At 68.8% G+C, this 19696-nt stretch carries 19 protein-coding genes and 1 pseudogene; 8 read left to right on the plus strand and 12 right to left on the minus strand.

What is annotated here, in order from left to right; all coding sequences use genetic code 11:
• A pseudogene (locus NN4_RS41165) lies at positions 1–1351 on the minus strand (helicase-associated domain-containing protein); the annotation flags it as partial.
• Between the two features lie 201 nt (positions 1352–1552).
• Here NN4_RS41165 and NN4_RS41170 point away from each other — a divergent pair.
• Positions 1553–1741, plus strand: a complete 189-nt coding sequence (locus tag NN4_RS41170) for a hypothetical protein (protein ID WP_040731009.1) — start codon at positions 1553–1555, stop codon at positions 1739–1741.
• A gap of 72 nt (positions 1742–1813) precedes the next feature.
• Here NN4_RS41170 and NN4_RS41175 read toward each other — a convergent pair whose 3' ends face one another.
• Positions 1814–2452, minus strand: a complete 639-nt coding sequence (locus NN4_RS41175) for a resuscitation-promoting factor Rpf1 domain-containing protein (protein ID WP_107660000.1) — start codon at positions 2450–2452, stop codon at positions 1814–1816.
• A 459-nt stretch (positions 2453–2911) separates the two neighbouring features.
• Positions 2912–3178, minus strand: a complete 267-nt coding sequence (locus tag NN4_RS41180) for a hypothetical protein (protein ID WP_246181376.1) — start codon at positions 3176–3178, stop codon at positions 2912–2914.
• 202 nt (positions 3179–3380) lie between these two features.
• Between NN4_RS41180 and NN4_RS41185 the strand changes: the two genes are divergently transcribed.
• Entirely contained in the window at positions 3381–3812 is a 432-nt protein-coding gene (locus NN4_RS41185) for a cold-shock protein (protein WP_186818879.1), read from the plus strand.
• Between the two features lie 40 nt (positions 3813–3852).
• On the opposite strand, the gene NN4_RS41190 is transcribed toward NN4_RS41185, so the two are convergent.
• The 3 genes from NN4_RS41190 to NN4_RS41200 form a co-directional block, all read right to left on the minus strand.
• Positions 3853–4359 (minus strand): DUF2771 domain-containing protein, encoded by a 507-nt coding sequence (locus NN4_RS41190; protein ID WP_147142946.1) that lies wholly within the window; start codon positions 4357–4359, stop codon positions 3853–3855.
• Between the two features lie 64 nt (positions 4360–4423).
• Entirely contained in the window at positions 4424–6313 is a 1890-nt protein-coding gene (locus NN4_RS41195; protein WP_246181377.1) for an MFS transporter, read from the minus strand.
• A gap of 149 nt (positions 6314–6462) precedes the next feature.
• A complete protein-coding gene (locus NN4_RS41200) occupies positions 6463–7236 on the minus strand; it encodes a glutaminyl-peptide cyclotransferase (RefSeq protein ID WP_147142949.1) in 774 nt (257 codons plus the stop codon).
• Between the two features lie 17 nt (positions 7237–7253).
• Here NN4_RS41200 and NN4_RS47080 point away from each other — a divergent pair, with 17 nt between their 5' ends.
• Together NN4_RS47080 and NN4_RS41210 are read left to right on the plus strand one after the other, a co-directional pair.
• Positions 7254–8819, plus strand: coding sequence for a DUF3027 domain-containing protein (locus tag NN4_RS47080; protein WP_147142952.1), 1566 nt, complete (start codon positions 7254–7256; stop codon positions 8817–8819).
• 32 nt (positions 8820–8851) lie between these two features.
• Positions 8852–11887 (plus strand): sacsin N-terminal ATP-binding-like domain-containing protein, encoded by a 3036-nt coding sequence (locus NN4_RS41210; protein ID WP_246181378.1) that lies wholly within the window; start codon positions 8852–8854, stop codon positions 11885–11887.
• Between the two features lie 37 nt (positions 11888–11924).
• Here the strand turns inward: NN4_RS41210 and NN4_RS41215 are convergent, their stop codons facing one another.
• A complete protein-coding gene (locus tag NN4_RS41215) occupies positions 11925–12539 on the minus strand; it encodes a TetR/AcrR family transcriptional regulator (RefSeq protein ID WP_228540917.1) in 615 nt (204 codons plus the stop codon).
• Positions 12540–12663: 124 nt separating this feature from the next.
• On the opposite strand from NN4_RS41215, the gene NN4_RS41220 reads away from it, so the two are divergent.
• Entirely contained in the window at positions 12664–14721 is a 2058-nt protein-coding gene (locus NN4_RS41220; protein ID WP_147142955.1) for a neutral/alkaline ceramidase, read from the plus strand.
• 6 nt (positions 14722–14727) lie between these two features.
• On the opposite strand, the gene NN4_RS41225 is transcribed toward NN4_RS41220, so the two are convergent.
• Positions 14728–14973, minus strand: a complete 246-nt coding sequence (locus NN4_RS41225; RefSeq protein ID WP_107654043.1) for a DUF2530 domain-containing protein — start codon at positions 14971–14973, stop codon at positions 14728–14730.
• A 56-nt stretch (positions 14974–15029) separates the two neighbouring features.
• Here NN4_RS41225 and NN4_RS41230 point away from each other — a divergent pair, with 56 nt between their 5' ends.
• Positions 15030–15467, plus strand: a complete 438-nt coding sequence (locus NN4_RS41230) for an Rv0880 family HTH-type transcriptional regulator (RefSeq protein ID WP_107654044.1) — start codon at positions 15030–15032, stop codon at positions 15465–15467.
• A gap of 28 nt (positions 15468–15495) precedes the next feature.
• Here NN4_RS41230 and NN4_RS41235 read toward each other — a convergent pair whose 3' ends face one another.
• On the minus strand, positions 15496–15897 hold the full coding sequence (locus tag NN4_RS41235) for a YccF domain-containing protein (RefSeq protein ID WP_107660004.1): 402 nt from the start codon (positions 15895–15897) through the stop codon (positions 15496–15498).
• A 109-nt stretch (positions 15898–16006) separates the two neighbouring features.
• Entirely contained in the window at positions 16007–17212 is a 1206-nt protein-coding gene (locus NN4_RS41240; RefSeq protein ID WP_147142958.1) for a GNAT family N-acetyltransferase, read from the minus strand.
• 161 nt (positions 17213–17373) lie between these two features.
• On the opposite strand from NN4_RS41240, the gene NN4_RS41245 reads away from it, so the two are divergent.
• Both NN4_RS41245 and NN4_RS41250 read left to right on the plus strand, forming a co-directional pair.
• Positions 17374–18174 carry a TrmH family RNA methyltransferase gene (locus NN4_RS41245; protein ID WP_147142961.1) on the plus strand — a complete coding sequence of 267 codons (801 nt, stop codon included), beginning with the start codon at positions 17374–17376 and terminating at the stop codon, positions 18172–18174.
• Positions 18171–18455 carry a DUF2537 domain-containing protein gene (locus NN4_RS41250; RefSeq protein ID WP_147142964.1) on the plus strand — a complete coding sequence of 95 codons (285 nt, stop codon included), beginning with the start codon at positions 18171–18173 and terminating at the stop codon, positions 18453–18455. Before NN4_RS41245 ends, NN4_RS41250 begins: the two co-directional genes overlap by 4 nt.
• 7 nt (positions 18456–18462) lie before the next feature.
• On the opposite strand, the gene NN4_RS41255 is transcribed toward NN4_RS41250, so the two are convergent.
• On the minus strand, positions 18463–19206 hold the full coding sequence (locus tag NN4_RS41255; RefSeq protein ID WP_147142968.1) for a DUF6928 family protein: 744 nt from the start codon (positions 19204–19206) through the stop codon (positions 18463–18465).
• A gap of 281 nt (positions 19207–19487) precedes the next feature.
• Positions 19488–19696: septation protein SepH (sepH, locus tag NN4_RS41260; protein ID WP_246181379.1), on the minus strand; the 209-nt coding region annotated here is incomplete at its 5' end.

Here is a 19696-nt window from a genome sequence, read left to right on the forward strand (position 1 = left end):
CCGGCGAGCCGAGCGCGCCGCGGCCGACGAAGCCGAGCGCGGCGGCCTCGGCCAGCGTCTGCTCCACCGACTCCAGCCGAAAATGCCTGCGCCAGCGCGGTTGCCGCCAGGCGAGCACGCGGCCGATATCAGCGGGGGTGAGGGCACTGCCGGACGGATACTCGGCGAGCAGGCCGAGCATGGCGTGCCGGTCACGCGGCGCGTGCGGGTTGCGCAGCTCCAGCGAGAGGGCCGCGAGGGGCTTGTCGTTGGCGTCGCGCATGCCGATCATCCACGGCATCCGGTCCAATTCGAGCCAGGCCATGGCCAACGCGACCCAGCGGCGGGCCAGCGGCGCCTCCAGCCAGGCATCGACCGCAGGGGTCGGCGCCCAGAAATCGTCGGCCGAATCGACCTCCGGCGGCGGGTCCGGCAAACCCTTCTCGATCAGTCGCGCGGCGGCCAGCAGCTCGACCAGCAAACCCGCCCGCGGCTCGTCGATGCCGGCTTGCTTGGCAATACGACGTAGCTCCCGAACACCCAGTCCGCCCGCGCGGAGAGCGGGGGCGGGCGCTTGGCCGAGGATGTCGAGGACGGCGGTGCAGTGCCGCAACAGTTCGCCCACTTCGCCCGCCGCGACGGCGTTCACGTCGGCGGCGGCCTGCTTCTTCGGTTTCGGGGCGGGCGGCGTCAGCGCGTGCGGATGCGTGACCGGTTCGTCGCGCAGCACCTGTCCGACCGTGACCGGCAGCTCGACCGTCTCGTCATCGATCCGGTTCAACAGCCTGCGGGCCAGTAGCTGCTGGACCGGGCGGTCGGCCGGGGTGCCCGGCGCGGCGTCCCTGGTACGCCCGCGCGGGCCGGTGCTGGCCAGCTTGTCCAGCAATGCCCGCGCCGCCGAGGTGAGTTCCGGCAGCGCGTCGCGCACTTCGGGTTCGGTCAGCGAATCGGGGATCTCGGTGGTGCTGCCGATCGGCCAGGGCAGCGCCTCGACGGCCGCGGTGATCAGATGCAGCTCGTCCTCGCTGGTCCAGACCAGGGCGCGGGCGGTCAATCGCTCGATGGCCGCGTCGATCGCGGTGGCGGGCACGCGATCGCTCAGCTGCACGTGCAACTCGGCGCGCGTCAGCGGGGCGCCGTTGCTTTCGGTCCGCGTCACCCCGTGCACCGCAAGGGTTTCCAGGAGCGCGAAATCGAGAGTGTCCAGGTCATCGGTGGCGCGCAGCACCGAGGCGCGCTGCTCGGCCCGTGCGGCCAGCACGGCCATCGACGAGGGCAGCGGCACAGCCAGATCGGGCCGGAGCTCGAGCAGCGTTACCAATTGGGCATCGGTACGCGCACCGAGCCACCCGGCAAGGGAGGTCGCGGTCATCCGATCCAGCCTACGGTCTCGGGCCGTGGCCTGCCGGGGCGCACATCGGATACCCACGTCACGCCCGATTTCGGTAGCACGCGGGTAACTCACCGGATCTCGGCCGACTCCAGCGCGTCCATACCGCCGGTCGCCGACGTGCCGAGCGCCACACCAGGGTCCGGCCTGAAGACTCGCAGCGGCGGCATTAGCATGAGGCTTGTGGTGAACAAATCGAAGAAACCTTATGTCGACAACGGCTGGCCGAAGGTCGCCGAAGGTGACCACGCGGTCACCGAACTCTCGTCGACCCGTTCCGGTGGGCTCTCGCCGTACGGTGAGGACACCGAGTTTCCGGTCCCGGCGGATCAGCTGCCTTACATGCACCCGAACACGGTGATCAACCGCTGATTTCCGGACGGAAAGTCCGTAGATACGAATAAGGCCCCGCATCCGAGGATGCGGGGCCTTATTCGTGGTCGATCAGGAGGGAAGGAGTCCCTTGTTCGCCTCGTAGAAGTTCACGATGGCGGGATCGAGCTTGGTGTTGCTCGCCTTGGCGGCGTTGAAGAAGTCGAAGGCTTCCTTGGGCACCTGAACGCCCTGGCTCTGCACGACCTCGAGCGCGCGGTCGACGGCCGTGAAGACCTGCTGGGTGCTGTCCGGTGCGGCCTGCGGGGCTTGCGCCTGCGGCGCGGGCGCGGGGTTCCAGCGGGGGGTTTCGTTGGTGGCGGGAGCCGAACGCGGAGTGGGTGCGCTGCTCAGGCCGAGATTGGAGGAGCAGCTGGGCCAGGCGCCCCAACCCTGGGAGGCGAGCACCTTCTCGGCGACGGCGATCTGCTGTTCGCGGGTGGCCTGGTTGGCGCTGGCGGCATACTCGCCGCCGCCGTGGGCCTTCCAGGTGCTCGGCGAGAACTGCAGCCCGCCCTGGTAGCCGTTGCCGGTGTTGATGCCCCAGTTACCGCCGGCCTCACACTGTGCGAGGCGATCCCAGTCGGAGTCGGGTGCCGCGCTGGCGTTGCCTGCCAGGGCCACACCTGCGGTGCCCATGATCGCGCCGGTCACGGCAACCTTGGCAACCGTGCGCCCGGTGGAGCTTGGCTTGCGATGGCGTCCACTCATATCGGGTTCGTCTTCCTCTCGACGCACCTGCGAGGTCATCGGTCGGGCTGGACTGAGAGGTCGTCATGCCCGCCCTCGCCCCTACGTTTCCGTCGGGTTTCCGGGTCCCGCGGGGCGAGGTTCGGTGCGGCGGGCCGGTGGTTGCCGGTTGTCCCGGCTCGCTAAGAACGGTACGACGATCGCCGGGAAAAATCACCATTTGATAACCGGCGTGTACGAGCGGGTCTCGGTGCGGTCTCGGCGCCGACGTAGCCCCTTCTTTGCAGCTAGAAGCGGTGCGCTCAGACCAGTGCCGGGCCGTCACCGGTCCGTGACCTCTCCGTTATGTGACTAGGATCACAGTCGGGATTTGGTAACGACAGACTCGGGTAACCCGTTCGCAGCCCGCTGGTGGCCGATCCGTCAGATCGGCACGACGCCCAGGTCCGAGTCATCGCGACCAGCCGACAGTCAGGTCGATCAGCGCGAGCGCCGACCCGAACGCAGCGTGAAGACGATCGCGACGAGAAACCCGAGCGGCGCGAGCATCGCGGCGAAATAGAGCCACAGCCCCGGCGTGCCGTCCGACAGCACCGGGATCAAGAAGATGGCGATGACCGCCAGCAATCCCAGCGCGAACAGCGCCAGCGCGACTTGCAGCAACCAATCACCCGGCCTGCGCCCGCCGCCCCCGCTCGATGCGGGATCGGCGTCGCTGGACGGTGGCGGAGCGGGAGGGTTCGTCACCGCATGACCGTAAAACTGATGTGCTTGCGTTATGGGCACCGGGGTAGACTCTTAGGCACGCGCGTCCCGCATCACTGCTGGGCGCGTTCTTTTCGCAAACAGAAGAAGGACCTGTTCGCGGCGTTGTGCCGCAGCAGGTTCCGTGGACAGATGTGCTCGGGCCGGTGGGGTCCGAGTTTTCGATGATGAACGGGTGAGCGCAGTGCCGACCGGCAGGGTGAAGTGGTACGACGTCGAAAAGGGCTTCGGCTTCCTTTCCCAAGACGAGGGTGAGGACGTCTATGTCCGCTCGTCCGCGCTGCCCGACGGAGTCGAAGGACTCAAGCCGGGCCAGCGCGTCGAATTCGGGATGGCCGCGGGCCGCCGCGGACCGCAGGCGCTGAGCCTCAAACTGCTCGAGGCGCCGCCCTCGGTCCGCCAGGGCCAAGAACGCCAGGAACGCGAGCGCGCCCGCAAGGAGCCCGTCGCCCGCAGGCACACACCGGACGAACTGCACGGGATGGTCGAAGACATGATCACCCTGCTCGAAGCGACGGTGCAGCCGGACCTGCGCAAGGGCCGCTACCCGGATCGCAAAACCGCACAACGCATCTCAGAGGTAGTCCGCGCCGTAGCGCGCGAACTCGACCACTGAATTTTTGGCCGCGTCGTAACCCTTGTGCTGTGCGCGAGGGTTACGACGCTGTGCTGATCGACCAGGCTGCGTGGGGGAGGTAGAACTCCTTGCCGGTGTCCTTGTCCAGGGCGAGGATCGGGAGCTGGAGTTCCAGGCCGACGAGGCGCAGGTCGGGTTCCGGGCGGGAGTCGATGGTGACGGCCATGGCGCCCTCGGGGAAGTTGGTGTGGTTGATCACCTGGTCGATGCGGTCGCCGTTGGGGCGGGCGTAGACGAGCTGGGCCAGCCAGGGGGCGTCGGCGATCTGCTTCGGGAGCGACAGCTGCAAGGGGTAGTCCGGGGGGACATCCAGCTGGACGGTCTGGCCGTAGCGGCAGTCTTCCATTTTGACCGAGCAGTAGACGTACGGTTCGACCTCGACGGTTTTGCCGTGGGCGTAGGCGGTGATCACCGGGTCGTGCTCGTCGGCGTTGCGCACGAGGACCACCAGGACGCCGACGAAGGCGACGGTGAACACGAGTAGGGCGGCAACGACCAGCGCGAGGATGGTGCGGGGGTTCTTCACGCCGCCACCTCGCTGACCCACGGCCGCGCCGTGAGCACAGCTGCTGTGTCGAAGGTTCGCTCGCTCACTGGCTGGGGTCTCCTATTCCTGGTTGGATACGGTTCGTCTCGCCGCCACTGGACGCCGGCCTACGGTATGCGTTCGCAGTGTGTGGCATCGGCCGGGTAGGGGGTACTTCCTGCTCCGCGTGTTGCGGACGATTTCCGCCGAGGCCGGGCAGCAGCGAATGGCCGCGGTAGCTGACGAAGGTCTGCACCAGGCCGATCACCAGGATCGCGGTGATCACCGCGAAACCCTTCCAGTAGTCGGTCGGCAGCAGCACGCCCGCCGAGCCGCCGACCACCCAGCTGAGCTGCAACACGGTTTCCGAACGGCCGAAACCGGAGGCGATCGACTCGGGCGGCAGATCGTCCTGGATCGCGGCGTCCAGCGACACCTTCGCCAGCGCGCTGGTGCCCGATGCGACCACGGTGGCGATCGCCGCACCCAGCAGATTGTTGGTGAACGTCGCGAAGAGCGCGACCAGCGCACAGGCGGCGGTGCAGGCGAGCACGATCAGCGTCGGCTTGCCGAGCTTGAGCCGGGCGCCGGTGGCATTGCCGGTGAAGTTGCCCAGCGCCGCCGCCGCGCCGACCACGCCGAGCATGGCGGCCTGCTGGGCCGGGCGGTGCTCGGTGGCCTTAGCGACGAACGCGACGTAGAAGGTCAGGAACCCGGTCAGCACCCGGATGGCGCTGTTGCCCCACAGCGCGGTCACCACCGAACGGCCCAGCGGCTGCCTGCGTTTGCGCGGCGGGGTGGTGGCTTCCTTCTCCGGCGTGAGGACCTCGGTGGGTGCGTGATAGCTCAGCGTCGCGGGCACCTCACCCTCGGTGACCTCGACCCAGGACGGGATGCGCAGGCTCAGATAGGTTCCGGCACAGGCGATCACGATCGCGAAGATCAGCGCACCCTTGGAGTCGGCGATCGCCGCGGCGAGTGCGGCGATCGCGCCCGCGCCGATGGTGCCGCCGACCAACCCGAACACGGTGAGCCGAGAGTTGGTGCGTACCAGGTCGATATCCGGTGGCAGCACGCGTGGCGTCACCGCGCTCTTGAGTACGGAGAACGATTTACTGCCGATCAACATGCACAGCGCGAGCGGATACAGTGCCCAGCTGTCGAATTCGAGGATCAGCACCACCGCGACCACCGCGCGCAACGCGAACGAGGTGGCCAGCGCCACCCGGCGCCCGTGCTGTAGCCGGTCGAGCATGGGACCGATCAGCGGGGCGATCACCGCGAAGGGGGCGATCGTGATCAGCAGGTACAGCGCGACTTTCGTCTTGCTCTCCGCGGTGGCGCTGGCGAAGAACAGCGTGTTGGCCAGCGAGACGGCGACCGCGGCGTCGAGTGCGAAGTTCGCCATCGTGGCGTAGGTGAGCGCGGTGAGGCCGGACTTGTCCGCGCCGTCGGCCTTGGCCGCGCGCTGGAAAGTGGCGATGCCTTTCTCGGTCAGCTGGCGGCCGCGCATGGCGGCGACGCGGGTAACTGTGAGCTTGCGTGGCACGCGCGCGGTGCCGGGCGGCGTGGGGGCTTCGGTGGCCGCTGCGGCGTCCGGTTGCTCGGGCAGCGGTGCGGTGGGTGGCGGGGCCGAGTGCTCCGGCTCCGGACGGCGTGGCGGTTCCGGGCGATGCGGGAAGACGCGCCGTGGACTCTTGGCCAGCGACGGATCGACGCGGGGTGCCGCGTGCCTGCGGGTCTCGGCATCCGGGGAGACGGGTACCTCGTGGCGCCGGGTCGGCGGCTCCGGTCGGTATGCGCGGTCCGGGTCCAGCGGTGGCAGCGACCTGCGGCCTGCGGGCGCGTTCGGCGGCGGATACCGGTCGAAACCGGGATGCCGCTCGACCGGCGGGTACTCCTCGCCGTCCCACCGATCACGGTCGGGACCGGAAGGTTCGCGGGGAGTAGTCACGTCGTCAATTCTGTCGTACTTCGGTACTGGGCGTTCACTCGCTCTCGAAGGTGTCGGCGGAAGGTGACGTTCGTCGCGTCGCGGACGGCGGGGCATGTCCATGGACTTCCCCGCAGCCGCGAATCGCAAGCGACTCGCGGCCGCGGCGCTCAGGCGGGCACGAAGCGGACCTCGAAGGTGGTCGGCCAGTTCTTGCCGGCGAGCAGGAACCGGTCGGTGCCCGGGAGCTGCGCGATTCCGTTGAGCGTGTCCTCGCTCGTCCGCGTCAGATGCGGCAGCAGCGCGCCCGCGTCGATGACCGCGAGCACCTGGCCGGAGTCCGGATCGATGCGCAGGATGCGATCGCTGGGCCAGTCGTTGGCATACACCGAACCGTCCTCGGCGCAGTCGAGTTCGTTGAGGCGTGCGCTGTGGTTGCTGGTGAGCCGGATCGAGCCGGTCGGCGCGAAGGTGACCGGATCGCGGAAGGTGAGGGTGTCGGTGCCGTTGCTCATCACCAGCCGCCCGGCCCGGGTGCACAGCCCCCAGCCTTCGCCCTCGTAGGACGCGCGGCCGACTTCGGCCAGGGTGTGCGGGTCCCTGGCGAAGGCGATGCGGTTCTGCCAGGTCAGCTGCCACAGGGTGTCCCCGGCCAGGGTGATCCCCTCGCCGAAGAAGGGCGCGGGCAGGTCCGCCCGGGCCAGCTCGACTCCGGTGCTGAGGTTCGTCGCCCGCACACTCGACGCGCCCGACAGCCCGGTGCCTTCGTAGAGCACCTCGCCGTGGATCTCCAGGCCCTGAGTGAAGGCGCGCGGATCGTGCGACCTGGTGGCCACGACCTCGATATTCATCGTGGGCGACGGTTCTTCGGCCGCGCCACACCCGCTCCAGATGACCAGACCGACCAGCACACCTATGGCCAACGAACGCCGATTGCGTTTCATACGGCAAAATGTAGGCCGTGAGCGCAGTTTCTGTTTCTGAGTCCGGTGTCAGGCCGATTTTGGCCGACGCCGTCGATCTGGCCCGCCGTGCGCTCCTGGAGTTGGAACCAGCTGGTGTCGGGGCACATCTCGGCGTGGCTGCCGAGGACGACAGCGCGGCGACCCATCGCTTCGAGGCCACACTGCCCGGCTATCGCGGCTGGCAGTGGGCGGTCGTGGTGGCGGCCCCACCGGAGGCCGACTACGCGACGGTGAGCGAATCGGCGCTGCTGCCCGGCCCCGACGCGCTGGTCGCGCCCGAATTCGTGCCGTGGGACCAGCGGATCAGGCCCGGCGATCTCGCGCCCGGTGATCTGCTCGCCCCGCCGCCGAACGACCCGCGCCTGGTGCCCGGTTACGTCGCCAACGGCGACCCGGCCGTCGACGAGGTCGCCACCGAGATCGGCCTCGGCCGCACCCAGGTGCTGAGCCTCGAGGGCCGCGAAATGGCCGCCGAGCGCTGGTACGGCGAGTTCGGCCCCGACACCGAGATGGCCAAGGCGGCACCGTCCACCTGCGGCCTGTGTGGCTTCTACCTCCCGCTCGCCGGTTCCCTGCGCGCCGCCTTCGGTGTCTGCGGCAACGCCATGGGCGCCGACGGCCACGTCGTACACGCCGCCTACGGCTGCGGCGCCCACTCCGACACCGTCGCCCCCACCGGCGGTGGTTCGCCGCTCTACGAGGCGTTCGACGATGCGGCAGTGGAGCTGATCCCCGCCGAGGAGCTGGCGCCGGTCAAGGAAACCCCCGCGGCCGAAGCTGCCACAGAGGTGGCCGACTCCGCCGTGGAAACCGCTGCGGCCGAAGCTGATGCGACTGCGACGCAGGTGGCGGACCCAGCGGCAACTCCTGCCGCCGAAGCGGATGTGGCTGCTGCACCGCAGGTGACCGACAGTGCTGTGGAAACCTCCGCGGCTGAGGCCGATGCGGTGCAGGTTGCCGACACTGCGGTGGAAACGCCTGTGGTCGAGGTCGAAGCGGCTGCCACGGATGCGGTCGCCCCAGTGGTGGAAACGCCCGACGCGTCCGTTGCGTCGGAGGCCGAGACCGCGTCAGCGGACGCCGCTGTTGTCACCGAGACGACACCGACTGGGGAAGCGCCCAGTGCCGCGGTCACCGAGGCGCCGAGCGCAGTCGTCGAAAGCGACAGTGCTGCCGCGGGTGACGCGGTTGCTTCGGATTCCGTGCCGAGTGCCGGCCTGCAAGCCGATGACGAAGGTGGCTCTGCCGCTGCGGTTACCGAGTCTGCCTCGGACACCGTGGTCGGCGATGCGGTGGCGGAAGGCGAGTCGAGCGGCGCGGCGGAGCCGAGTGCGGCCAACAGCGCTGCCGGCGAGGCTGTGGTTGCGCGGGCCGCCGACGAAACTGGCGACGCTACTGCGGATGCCGAGTCCCCTGTGGATAACTCGGGCGAGGCGGCTGCCGACGTGGCGGCTCAGGCTGACGACGCTGAAGGCGCGCAGGCGTCTTCGGGTGACGAGCAGGTTGCCGAGGGTGCGGCCGAGGTTGAGGGCCGGGCGGTCGAGTCATCGCCGCAGAACTGACCGAGACGGCCGATCCGTTCGGCACGTCGGCGTTGCGGGCGGGTGTGCTGGCCGCATGGCGTGATTCGCCGACCCGGTTGCGGGAGGACGCGGCGACCGAGGCGGATCTGGTGCGGGCCGGGTACCGTGACCGGCTGCTGACCGAGCTGGCGCAGAACGCTGCGGACGCGGCCGCCAAGGCGGGCGTCGCCGGGCGGCTGCAGGTTCGGCTGGACGACGGCGCGCTGCATGTCGCCAACGCCGGTGCGCCGCTGGATGTCTCCGGGGTGCACGCGCTCACCGCACTGCGGGCGTCCGGAAAGTCGGATGTCACCGCTGTCGGGCGGTTCGGCGTCGGCTTCACCGCAGTGCTGTCGGTCAGCGATGAGATCGAGTTGCGTTCTGCCACCGGGTCGCTGCGGTTCTCTCGCGACCTGACGTGGGACGCCCTGCGGCAGCACAACATTCATATCCCGGGCAGTTCAGCCGAGGATGCCGACGGTTTCGCGCCACCGGTGCTGCGGATGACCTGGCCGATCGAGGCCGCGCCGATGGCCGGTTTCGATACCGAGGTCGTCTTGCGGCTGCGCCCTGATGTGGATGCCGCCGCACTGCTCGCGGGTATGCACGCGGAAACCATCGATCTGCTGCTGGAACTGCCTGCGCTACAGAGCATCACGATCGATACGGCGGAATTCACCAGCACGACCACCGATCTCGGGAACGGCTTGCAGGAGGTGCGCGTCGCCGGTCCTGATGACGCACACCGAGTCTGGTGGCAGTACCGCGCCCCACACGCCCGCTGGCTGCTCCCGATCCGCAACGGCAGGCCGAGCCCCGCCGCCCCCGATGTGCTGCGCGCCCCGACCCGTTCCGACGAGGAACTGTCCCTCCCCGCCCTGCTGATCGCCGACATCGCCATGCAGCCGGACCGCCGCCGCCTGCTCCCCGGTGCCCGCCTCACCGAATTGGCCACCGGCTACGCCGATTTCGCCCGCGCCCTGCCGCCCCGCGACCGCCTCGTCCTGGTCCCCACCCCCGCCTTCGCCCGCAGCGAAGCCGACGGCCTGCTCCGCGAAGCCCTCGTGCGCGACCTCCAGGCCCATCCCTGGCTGCCGGTCGTCGCCACCCGGCACACCACCCCCGAAGTCGCTGACGACGCAGCCACCGGCCTGTACGACCCCGTGCCGCAGCACGGTTCGCCCGTCACACCCGGCACGGCTGGCACGGCGGCATCGAGCTCGCCCTCAGGCAAGACCCCCGAAGCCGACAGCTTCGCCTTGTTCGACGCAGCAATCGCCGAATCCGTCGGAGCATCGACCGCCGATTCGGTCGACGTACCGCTTACCGATCCGCTCGGCGGGCCGCTTGCCGACTCGCTCGGCGGGCCATTCAACGATTCGACCGTTGGGCTGCTTGCCGATTCGCCCCGCGAACAGATCGACGTCGCCGTCCCGACCCGGGCGAGCGCGCTCACCGGCTTGACCGAGGAATTGGCGCGACTGCTCGATGACGTCGTAGGCCCACTGGTTATCCCGGAGTTGTCCGGCCGCGGGCAGGCCGAGGCGCTCGGCGTGCTGGATGTGCACCGCCTGGGTTTGGCGCGCTTGGCGGAGCTGTCGAGCGGGCTGGAGCGCCCACCGCACTGGTGGTACGCGCTGTACGCGGCGCTGGAGCCGTTCGTGGTGGATCCGCTGGCCGCCGAAGAACTTGGCGCGCTTGCTGTTCCGCTGGCCGACGGACGCCTGGTCACCGGTCCGCGTACGGCGGTGCTCGACGACCAGCTCGAGGTCGCGATCCCGGTGCATTGGGCCAGGCTGGTGCACCCGGAAGCCGCGCACCCTTTGCTGGCCCGGCTGGGTGCGCGTTCGGCGACCGCCGAAGATCTGCTGAGCGAGCCCGATCTCCGCGCCGAGCTGGAAGACCACCCGGACGACCCGGACATCACCGATGCCGTGCTCCGTCTGGCCGCGCACGCCGATCCGGCCGCCCTCCCGTCCTGGCTCGGGCTGCTCGAATTGCCCGATGCCGAGGGCGAATCGCGGCCCGCCGACGAACTGCTGCTGCCCGACGCACCACTGCGTGAGCTGCTGGTCGAGGATTCACCGTTCAGTTCGATCGACCCCGACATGGTGGAACGCTATGGCGCGCAAGCGTTGCGGGCCATCGGCGTCGGCTGGGACTTCAGCGTGGTGGTCGAGGCTGATCCGACCGGCCCGGACCACGACCTGGACGACGAGGACTCCTGGTGGTCGACGCTGCCGGAGGACCCGCCGGAGCTGGCCGCCGTCCGCGATCTGGACTTGGTGGACGAGGCCGCGTGGCCGGAAGCGTTGTGGCAGTTGGCGTCCACCCCGCGCACCCGCCGTCTGCTCACCGACCGCGAGGGCTACACGGCGTGGTGGTTGCGCGCCAACGCGCGCATCGATGGCACCCCACTGGGTTTGTTCCGCCACCCCACGGACACCGAATTCGCCGGTCTACTGCCGACATTCGCCGTGCCAGGCCTGACGGAGGACGCTGCCGCGGTCCGCGCGATACTCGCCGACCCTGCGGTGATCACTGCGGAATTGGCCGCCGCTTTGCTCGAGGCTCTCGCGGACGCCGAGAAAACGCCTACCCCCGAGGTCATTTCGCGAACTCACGCGCGATTGGCCGCCGCTGTCGCCGCAGACCACCTCGATCTCGCCGACCTCGAGCTGCCCGATCGGGTCCGCGCACTGTCCGGTGCAGTCGTCGATCCGGCGCAGGCCGTCGTCCTCGACCAGCCCTGGTTCGGTCTCGCACTGCCCCCGAATCGCCTGGTAGTCGGCGACATCGACACCGCACCCGCGCTGGCGACGCTGCTCGACCTGCCGCTGGTTTCGGAGTCCGTCACCGCCGAGGTGCTGAGCGCGGGTCGCCGCACCAGCTGGTCTGCCGAGCCGCTGGGTGTCGTACTGCGCCAACTCTTCTCATTGCCGCCGCAGGAGGGCGACCTGGTGCTGCACGACGACCTGACGGTACGTCTGCACGGCGCGGTCGAAGCCACCGCCTCGGTGCCCTGGTGGCGCGAGGGCGACACCGTGCATTTCCGGGTGCCGCGGTAGGTCACCGCGAATCCGGCTGTGCCGCAGCGATAGCGGGCTAAGCCGCGTACTCGGAGATCATGTGGCTGAGCAGATCGAGCTGCGCGCGCACGCTCTCGCTGTCGTTGTCCACCAGCCAGCGCAGCACCACTCCGTCGATCACATTGAGGGTGAATCGGCTGAGCGAGGTGAGCGGGACCGACCACTGATTCCCGGTCGCGTCGCGCGCGTGCTCCAGGATGTCGGCGACGGTGGAGTCGTTGAAGTTGTACTGCTCGCGGGCAATCGCGAGTTTCGCCGGAGTTTGCTCACCCTCGCGCAGTGCGTAAGTCGTCGTTTCATAAGTGAGCAGTTGACGTTCCGGAGTGGCTTCTATGTTGAGCCACATCAGTTCGAGTCCCGCGCGGATCAATTTTTGAAGTGCTTCTTTTCCACTTCCGACGTCCTGCCATACCGTTTCATTGGCGTCGACAGAATCACGTAATTCCATCGACAGCGCCTTGACCAGCTCGGTCATCAGCGCGTCCTTGTTTTCGAAACAGTAATGGACCACACCAAGCGAGACGCCCGCCGCTTGGGCGACATCGCGCGTGGTCACGCCCGCAACGCCCTTTTTTTCGGCAAGACCGATCGCGGCCTCGATAAGGTGGGCCCGTCTTTCTTCGACGCTCAATCGGGAGGACACCCCAGGGAGTTAAGCGCTCGCGAAGCGTGCAGTCAATTCGTCGGTGGAAAAATCTCGACTGGACGAGTGACCAGTTGTGTGGTTCAGTGCCATCAGATCGAAGGAGGCGCGTATGTCGCTGTCGCGCAGAGCCGTTCTTGCCCGAAGCGTTGTCGGTTCGGCGACGCTGGCCGCCGCGGCGACGGTGCCCGCCATGTCCGGCCCGTTCGGTGCCACGGCGGCGGCCGTTCCCGGCTCCGGCGGGTACGAGATCGGTGTCGGTCTTTCCGACATCACCGGTCCGGCCGCGGAATGCGGAATGATGGGCTATTCCCAGCTCGAGCAGCAGACAGTGGGCATCCACCTGCGCCCACGGGCGAGGGCGTTCATCATCGGCCACGGCGGGCGGCGCATCGCGTTCGTCGTCGCGGAGAACGGCATGATCTTCCAGTCCGTGCACCGCGGCGTGCTCGCCGAGCTGGCTCGCCGCTTCGGCGATCGATACACCGAGCAGAACGTGCTGCTCACCTCGACGCACTCGCACGCGACCTGCGGCGGCTCCAGTAACGATTACGCATACAACCTGTCCATCTTGGGTTTTCAGCAGCAGGTGTACGACGCGGAGGTCGACGGCATCGTGGCGGCCGTCGTCGCCGCGGACGCCGATCTCGGCCCTGGCTCGCTGGCCCTCGGGCGCGGCGAGCTACACGACGCGAGCGTCAACCGGTCGCGGGTGGCCTGGGAACTCAATCCGGTTGCCGACAAAGAACACTTCCCGGGAGCCATCGATCCGGCGGTGACCGCCCTCTCCCTTGTCAAGGGCGGTCGGCAGGTCGGCGCCATCACCTGGTTCGCCACCCACAACACCTCGATGACCAACGAGAATCGCCTGATCAGCTCGGACAACAAGGGTTACGCGTCCTTCGCCTACGAGCACATCGAGCACGGCGTGCGCTACCTCGACGGCGCACCGGATTTCGTCGCCGCCTTCGCGCAGACCAACGCGGGCGACATGTCGCCGAACCTGAATCTGCGCCCGGGCTCCGGCCCCACCGAGGACGAGTTCGAGAACACCCGCATCATCGGCGAGCGCCAGTACGCGGCGTCGAAAGCCGCACTGGCCCAAGCGCGATCGATGAGCGGCCCGGTCGACTCGATGCTCTGCTACATCGACCTGGCCGACATCGCCGTCGACGGCCGGTTCACCCCGGACGGACAGCCGCGGCGCACCGCCCCCGCGGCGGCCGGCGTCTCGCTCATCGCGGGCAGCATCGAGGACGGCCCTGGGCTTCCCGGCGCGCCCATCCCGGAGGGGGTGCGCAATCCGTTCCTGCAGGCGCTGGGTGGCCAGGACGCCCCCGTGCCCGCGTGGCTCGCGGATGCCCAGGCGCCCAAAGCGATCGCCGTGCCGTTCGGGCTGATGCCGCCGGTCGCGTGGGTGCCGAATGTGCTGCCGATCCAGCTCGTTCGGGTCGGCGAGCTCTACCTGGCCGCCGCCGGCGGGGAGTTCACCATCACCTCGGGCCTGCGCGTGCGCCGTGCCGTCGCGGCCGCCCTCGGTGTGCCGCTGGAGCAGGTGCTCCTGCAGGGCTACGCCAATGCCTACCACGAATACGTCACCACCCCTGAGGAATACGACGCACAGCAGTACGAGGGCGCCTCGACCTTGTTCGGCCGCTACACACTCTGCGCCTATCAGCAGGAATTCGCCCGGCTGGCAACGTCATTCGCCGCCCGTCAGGTGGTGCCGCGCGGTCCGGCCCCGCGCGATGTGTCCAACCTGCAGCCGAATTTCCAGCCCGGCGCGGGACCGGACACCGTTCCGCTCGGCCGCACCTTCGGCGACGTGCTGGCCCAGCCTGCCCCGGCGTATGCCCCGGGCACACAGGTCGCCGCCGAATTCGTCTCTGCCCACCCGAAACACAACATCCGCCGCAACGGCACCTTCCTGGAGGTGCAGCGCCGGCAGGCGTCAGGGGAGTGGGTGCGGGTGGCCAACGAGGGCGAATGGGCGGTGAAGTTCTTCTGGAGCAAGCGTGGCTCGGCCGAATCCGTGGCACGGTTCACCTGGGACATTCCCGCCGACGCCACGCCGGGCCGGTATCGCTTCCAGCACTACGCCGACAGCCTGAGCCCCGACGGCGCACTGCACCCGTTCACCGGAACTACCAACGACTTCCAGGTCGGCTGAGCGGCCTCACAGCCCCGTCTGCGCACCCTTGTCGCCGCGGCGCGCCCCGCGTCGCTGGATCAGGAAAATACCCAGCGCGAGCACGCCGACCACCATGCCCATCAGGCAGACCGGCAGCACCGAAGCCCACCGGTCGCCGGTGGCCCACACCACCACGGTGGCGAGCAACCACAGCGCGCTCCCGACCGCGAGCACCGGCCGCGGGTCGGTGAGCCGCGCCGGGATCTGGGGCACTTTCTGCGTCACAGTCATAGCCTAGCGGCGAGAACACACGTCGGACGCGCACCCTTCCCGTATCGTTCACCTCTGTGACAACGCCATCCGATGTTCGAGCCCTCGCTGGTGAGCTCTCACTGGCGGTGGTTCGTCTGACGCGTCATCTGCGTGGCCGCCGTGCCGACTCGCAGATTTCGCTGACGCAGCTCTCCGCCCTCGCGACCCTGTCTCGCGACGGCGCGATGACCCCCGGGGCGCTTGCCGCCAAAGAACGCGTCCAGCCGCCGTCGATGACGCGCGTCATCGCCTCGCTCACCGATCTCGGCTTGGTCGAACGCAAGCCGCATCCGACCGACGGCAGGCAGATCATCGTCTCGCTGTCCGACGCGGGGTGTGCCCTCATCGCCGATGAGACCCACGCCCGCGAAGCCTGGATGACCGAGCAGCTGTCCAACCTCACCGAGGATCAGGTCGTGGTGCTCACCAAGGCCGTCGCCATCATGAAGCAGATCGTCGCCGAATCCGAGTGACCTTGCCCGGCCGGTGCTTTCGCCGGTACTAGCGGGCGCCGAACGGCTGATCGCTGTCCACGATGTCGCGCCCGAGCGGGAACAGCGACAGCGGGATAAGCTTCAAATTGGCCCAGCCGAACGGGATTCCGATGATCGAGATGAACAGCGGAATGCTGGTGAGCAGGTGGCCGAGCGCGAGCCACCAGCCCGCGACGACGACCCAGATGATGTTGCCGATCAGCGACCCCGTGCCCGCGCCCGGCTTCTCCACCGTGGTCCGGCCGAACGGCCACAGCGCGTACGCCGCGATCCGGAACGATGCGATGCCCCACGGAATCGTGATGATGAGAATGCAGCAGATGATCCCGGCCAGGATGTAGCCCAGTGCCATCCACAACCCCACGAACACCAGCCAGAGAACGTTGAGGACGAGCTGAATCGGCTTCATGCCCACCAGCATGCCAGCAGAGCGGCGATCCGGACATTTCTCCTGGATCACAGTTGGTGAGTGGCACAGGGTGGCGGCCCCGCCACCCTGTGCCACTCGACGGCATGACTCAGAAGAACCAGCCCAGTACGGCGTCGCGGTCGGTGCCGAAGGCCTCTTCGAAGGCGCGCAGGTGGTTGGTGTCCTTGGCCTGCAGGCGGTTTGCGGCGGCGAACACCCGAGCGGGGTAGGCACCGAGGTACATGCTGCCAAGGACGTCGATGCCGAGTTCGATATCGGCGGCTGCGCTCGTCGGAGCGCACTCGGCAAGGCCGTCGCGGATGGTGAGCGCGAAGGTGCCGCCTGCCTCGCGGAACGGATCGGTCACCGCGAGTACGAGATCCAGGTCTCGCTGATAGGTGCGTGCCGCGAGCGCCGCGGGAATGTCCATGAGCCGCAACCACAGTCCGTCATAGCGTCCGGTGGTCCGCACCAGCCGGGTGTCGGTCAGCAGGTAGGGCAGCGGATCGTTGTCGCTGAGCGTGGCCGACACCTGCTTGACCAGATCGAGCCCGAGCAGCGCCCGCCAGAGCGCAGCGTGGGCTTCGACGGTCACCGCGCGCAGCTCGACCACGTCGACGTCCATGCCGGTCTCGCGGTAGTGGTAGCGGTACAGGGCATAGCCATCCGGGTGGGTGAACACGAAAAGGCTGGTGCCACCGCGCCGGGAGCGTTCCGCGTCGGCGAACAGTCCGGCCCAGGAGGCATCGGGACGCACCTGCGCGCCGGGCACGAGCCTGCGCCATCGGTCGTACAGGGCCTTGACGTGCTCGGCGGCCTCGTCCGGCGCCGCCAGGTCGACACCGCCCGGATCCGGGGCGGTCGGCCGGAATTCGGCGAAGCGGCGATCGATGGTGACCGCGTTCTCGCGCACCGTCGGGCCGTAACCGAAGCGTCCGTAGATGGTGGCTTCGCTCGCGGTGAAGATGGTCAGCGGCAGCCGGGCCGCCTCGGTGCGCCGATGCTGCTCGGTGTACATCGCGCGCAGAATGCCGCGCCGCCGATGCGTCGGTGCCACGCCGACCGCGGCGATTCCGCAGGCGTCGATTGCCCGCTCGCCAGGCACGGTCACCGTCATGGTCCTGGACTGCACGTGTCCGACGATCCGCGCGCCGTCCGCCGCCACGATCGCGTCCTCCGGTGGGAACAGCTGTCGGTAGCGGTCGAGTTCGTCCTCGTCCGGCCGACCGCCGAAGGAGGTGGCCACCAGCGTCCGGATCGCGGTCGCGTCGTCGGGGGTGGCCGATCGGATGGTGATGCCGTGCGTCAGCGTCATCGTTGCACCCTCCCACGCCGCGACACCGCGCCGCACTCCAATTTCGGCGGACCTACACCTACCGTCGCCAACTGCCGGGGAGGCGACCTCACGCGCCTCCCCACCGGCGGAAATCACACCTGTGCCGGTGTTTGTCCGGATTACCCGGCAGGATGTAGCCCGTGGCCGAAGTGATCGATATCGACGACCCCGCCGACCCGCGGGTCGATGACTTCCGCGACCTGAAGTCCGCCGACCGCCGACCCGATCTGCCCGGCCGGAAGGGCCTGGTGATCGCGGAGGGTGTGGTTGTCGTGCAGCGGATGCTGGACTCCCGGTTCGCGCCGACCGCGTTGCTCGGCGTGGAGAAGCGTCGCGCAGAACTCGCGGACGATCTTGTCGCTGTCGACGTGCCCTACTACCGCGCCTCGGCCGAGGTGATGGCCGAGGTGGTCGGCTTCCACCTCAACCGCGGCGTACTCGCTGTCGCGCGCAGGCCCGCGGAACTGGAGCTGGACGAGGTGCTCGACAAGGCGAGCACGGTCGCTGTGCTGGAGGGCGTCAACGATCACGAGAACATCGGTTCGATGTTCCGCAACGCGGCCGGTCTCGGCGCCGCGGCCATCCTGTTCGGCGACCGGTGCGCCGACCCGCTGTACCGGCGCGCGGTGCGGGTGTCTATGGGCCACGTGCTGCGCGTTCCGTTCGCTTCCGTCCCTGACTGGCCGCACGGTCTGGATATACTGCGGCGCAAGGGCTTCCAGATCATCGCGCTCACGCCGAACCCGGCGGCGGTGAATCTGGCCACGGCGATGACGGGGGAGCGGGTGGCACTGCTGCTCGGTGCCGAAGGACCGGGTTTGAGCGAGGACGCGATGCGAGCCACCGATGTGCGGGCGCGCATCCCGATGTCACCCGGCACCGACTCGCTCAACGTCGCCACCGCGGCCGCGATGGCTTTCTACGAGCGGGTACGGATGTGAATTACCCGCCGTATCAGGGCCCGACCCCGTGGGGCGCCGGCGTCGGCGTCGCGATCATGGTCGCGCTGCTGGCCGCGGTTGCGGTGTTCTCCTTCGGTCGTGCGCTCGCCGAGGTGCATCCGCTGCTCGCGGTGGCGGTGAACCTGGTCGCCGCGGGTGGCGCCGCGCCGACCGCCTGGCGGATGCGGTGGGAGCCGGTGACCAGGTGGGTGGTCGGCGGTGGTGCGGCGGGCGTGCTGCTGGGTTGGGTGGCGTTGCTGATCAACGGGTTAGCGGGCTGAGACGTGGTCAGGACACCCGGTCGTGCCCGCGTAGCCAGCTGAACAGACCGCGTCTGGGGCGCATGGTGGCCGGCTCGTGCTGTTGCGGGGCGAGGGTGGCCGGGTCGGGCGCTTGGCCTTTCGGGTACAGCGTGAACCCGCACACCGCGACGTCGCCGGGGACCAGCGCGCCCTCGGCGGCCGGGGCGCGGTAGTGGAAGCCGAGCCACTCGTTGTTGGCGGCGTCGGCGAAATCGGGTGGGTCGAACGGCAGCGTCTGCGGGTCGGGCAGCTCGCCCGCCTGCCAGCGCACCGGATGTTCGCCCGCCCAGTACGGACGCTCCCAGACCAGCGGCAGGCCCTCGTCCTCCAGGATGTTCACCCGGCTGGAACTAAACGCCCTGCGGAATTCGCCGCGCTCCCAATGCGCGAACGCACCCCAACCATGCGCGGTGTCGAAGGACACCAGATAGGTGTGCTCGGAAGCCAGCGGACGAACCAGCAACTCCGGCAACTCGGTCGGGTGGATGCGGGCTGCCTGCGCCGAACACACCACCGTCACGCCCGGGTAGCAACCGATGTACACCTCGTCGAGGTCCGGACCCGCGCAGCCCGCGAGCGTACCGACCATGATCGGCAGCACGTCCCGGTCGCTGTGCAGCTGTTTCGCAAGCGCCAGTGCGGCATCGGGATCCGGATCATGGTTGGCGCGCAGTACCGTCAACGGATCGGGTGCGTCGACGTACCAGAGGGACGAAGCTTTCGATAGCATTTCCGGCACCTCCCGATGGTTGCACGAATCAGCTCCGCGAACTTCGAGCAACGCACGGGGGTTTCGAACAATTCACCGCTGCGGTGAACCGCCCGACGCCGTCGCGCGCAGTCGACAACACACCAAAAAATCTACTCGCCTCGAGCCCGTCCAGGCGCACCTTCAGCTTCTGAACACGCTGGGGAACCCAGCTATCCGGTTGCACAAGCATGTGGCGTAGCCGACGAAGGCACGCCACCGTGGTGGCGTGCCTTCTTGTCGTTCAGCTTTGGGGGTCTCCCTCAGTGGCCCGAGCTGCGCACTCCGAGCAGGACGTCCTCCCAGGACGGCATGGGTGCCTTGCCGCGCTTGGTGCGCGCGGGCTTGGCTGTCGTCTTGCCGTTGGCGGCGGGCTTGGCCGGTTCCTCGGCTGCGGGCTTCGTCGACGCGGCGGGCGCGGGCGCAGCGGTTTCGGCGGGGGGCTCGGCAGGCGGAGTCGGTGCCGGCGCGG

The organism is Nocardia ninae NBRC 108245 (genome assembly GCF_007990755.1).
Classification (GTDB): domain Bacteria; phylum Actinomycetota; class Actinomycetes; order Mycobacteriales; family Mycobacteriaceae; genus Nocardia; species Nocardia ninae.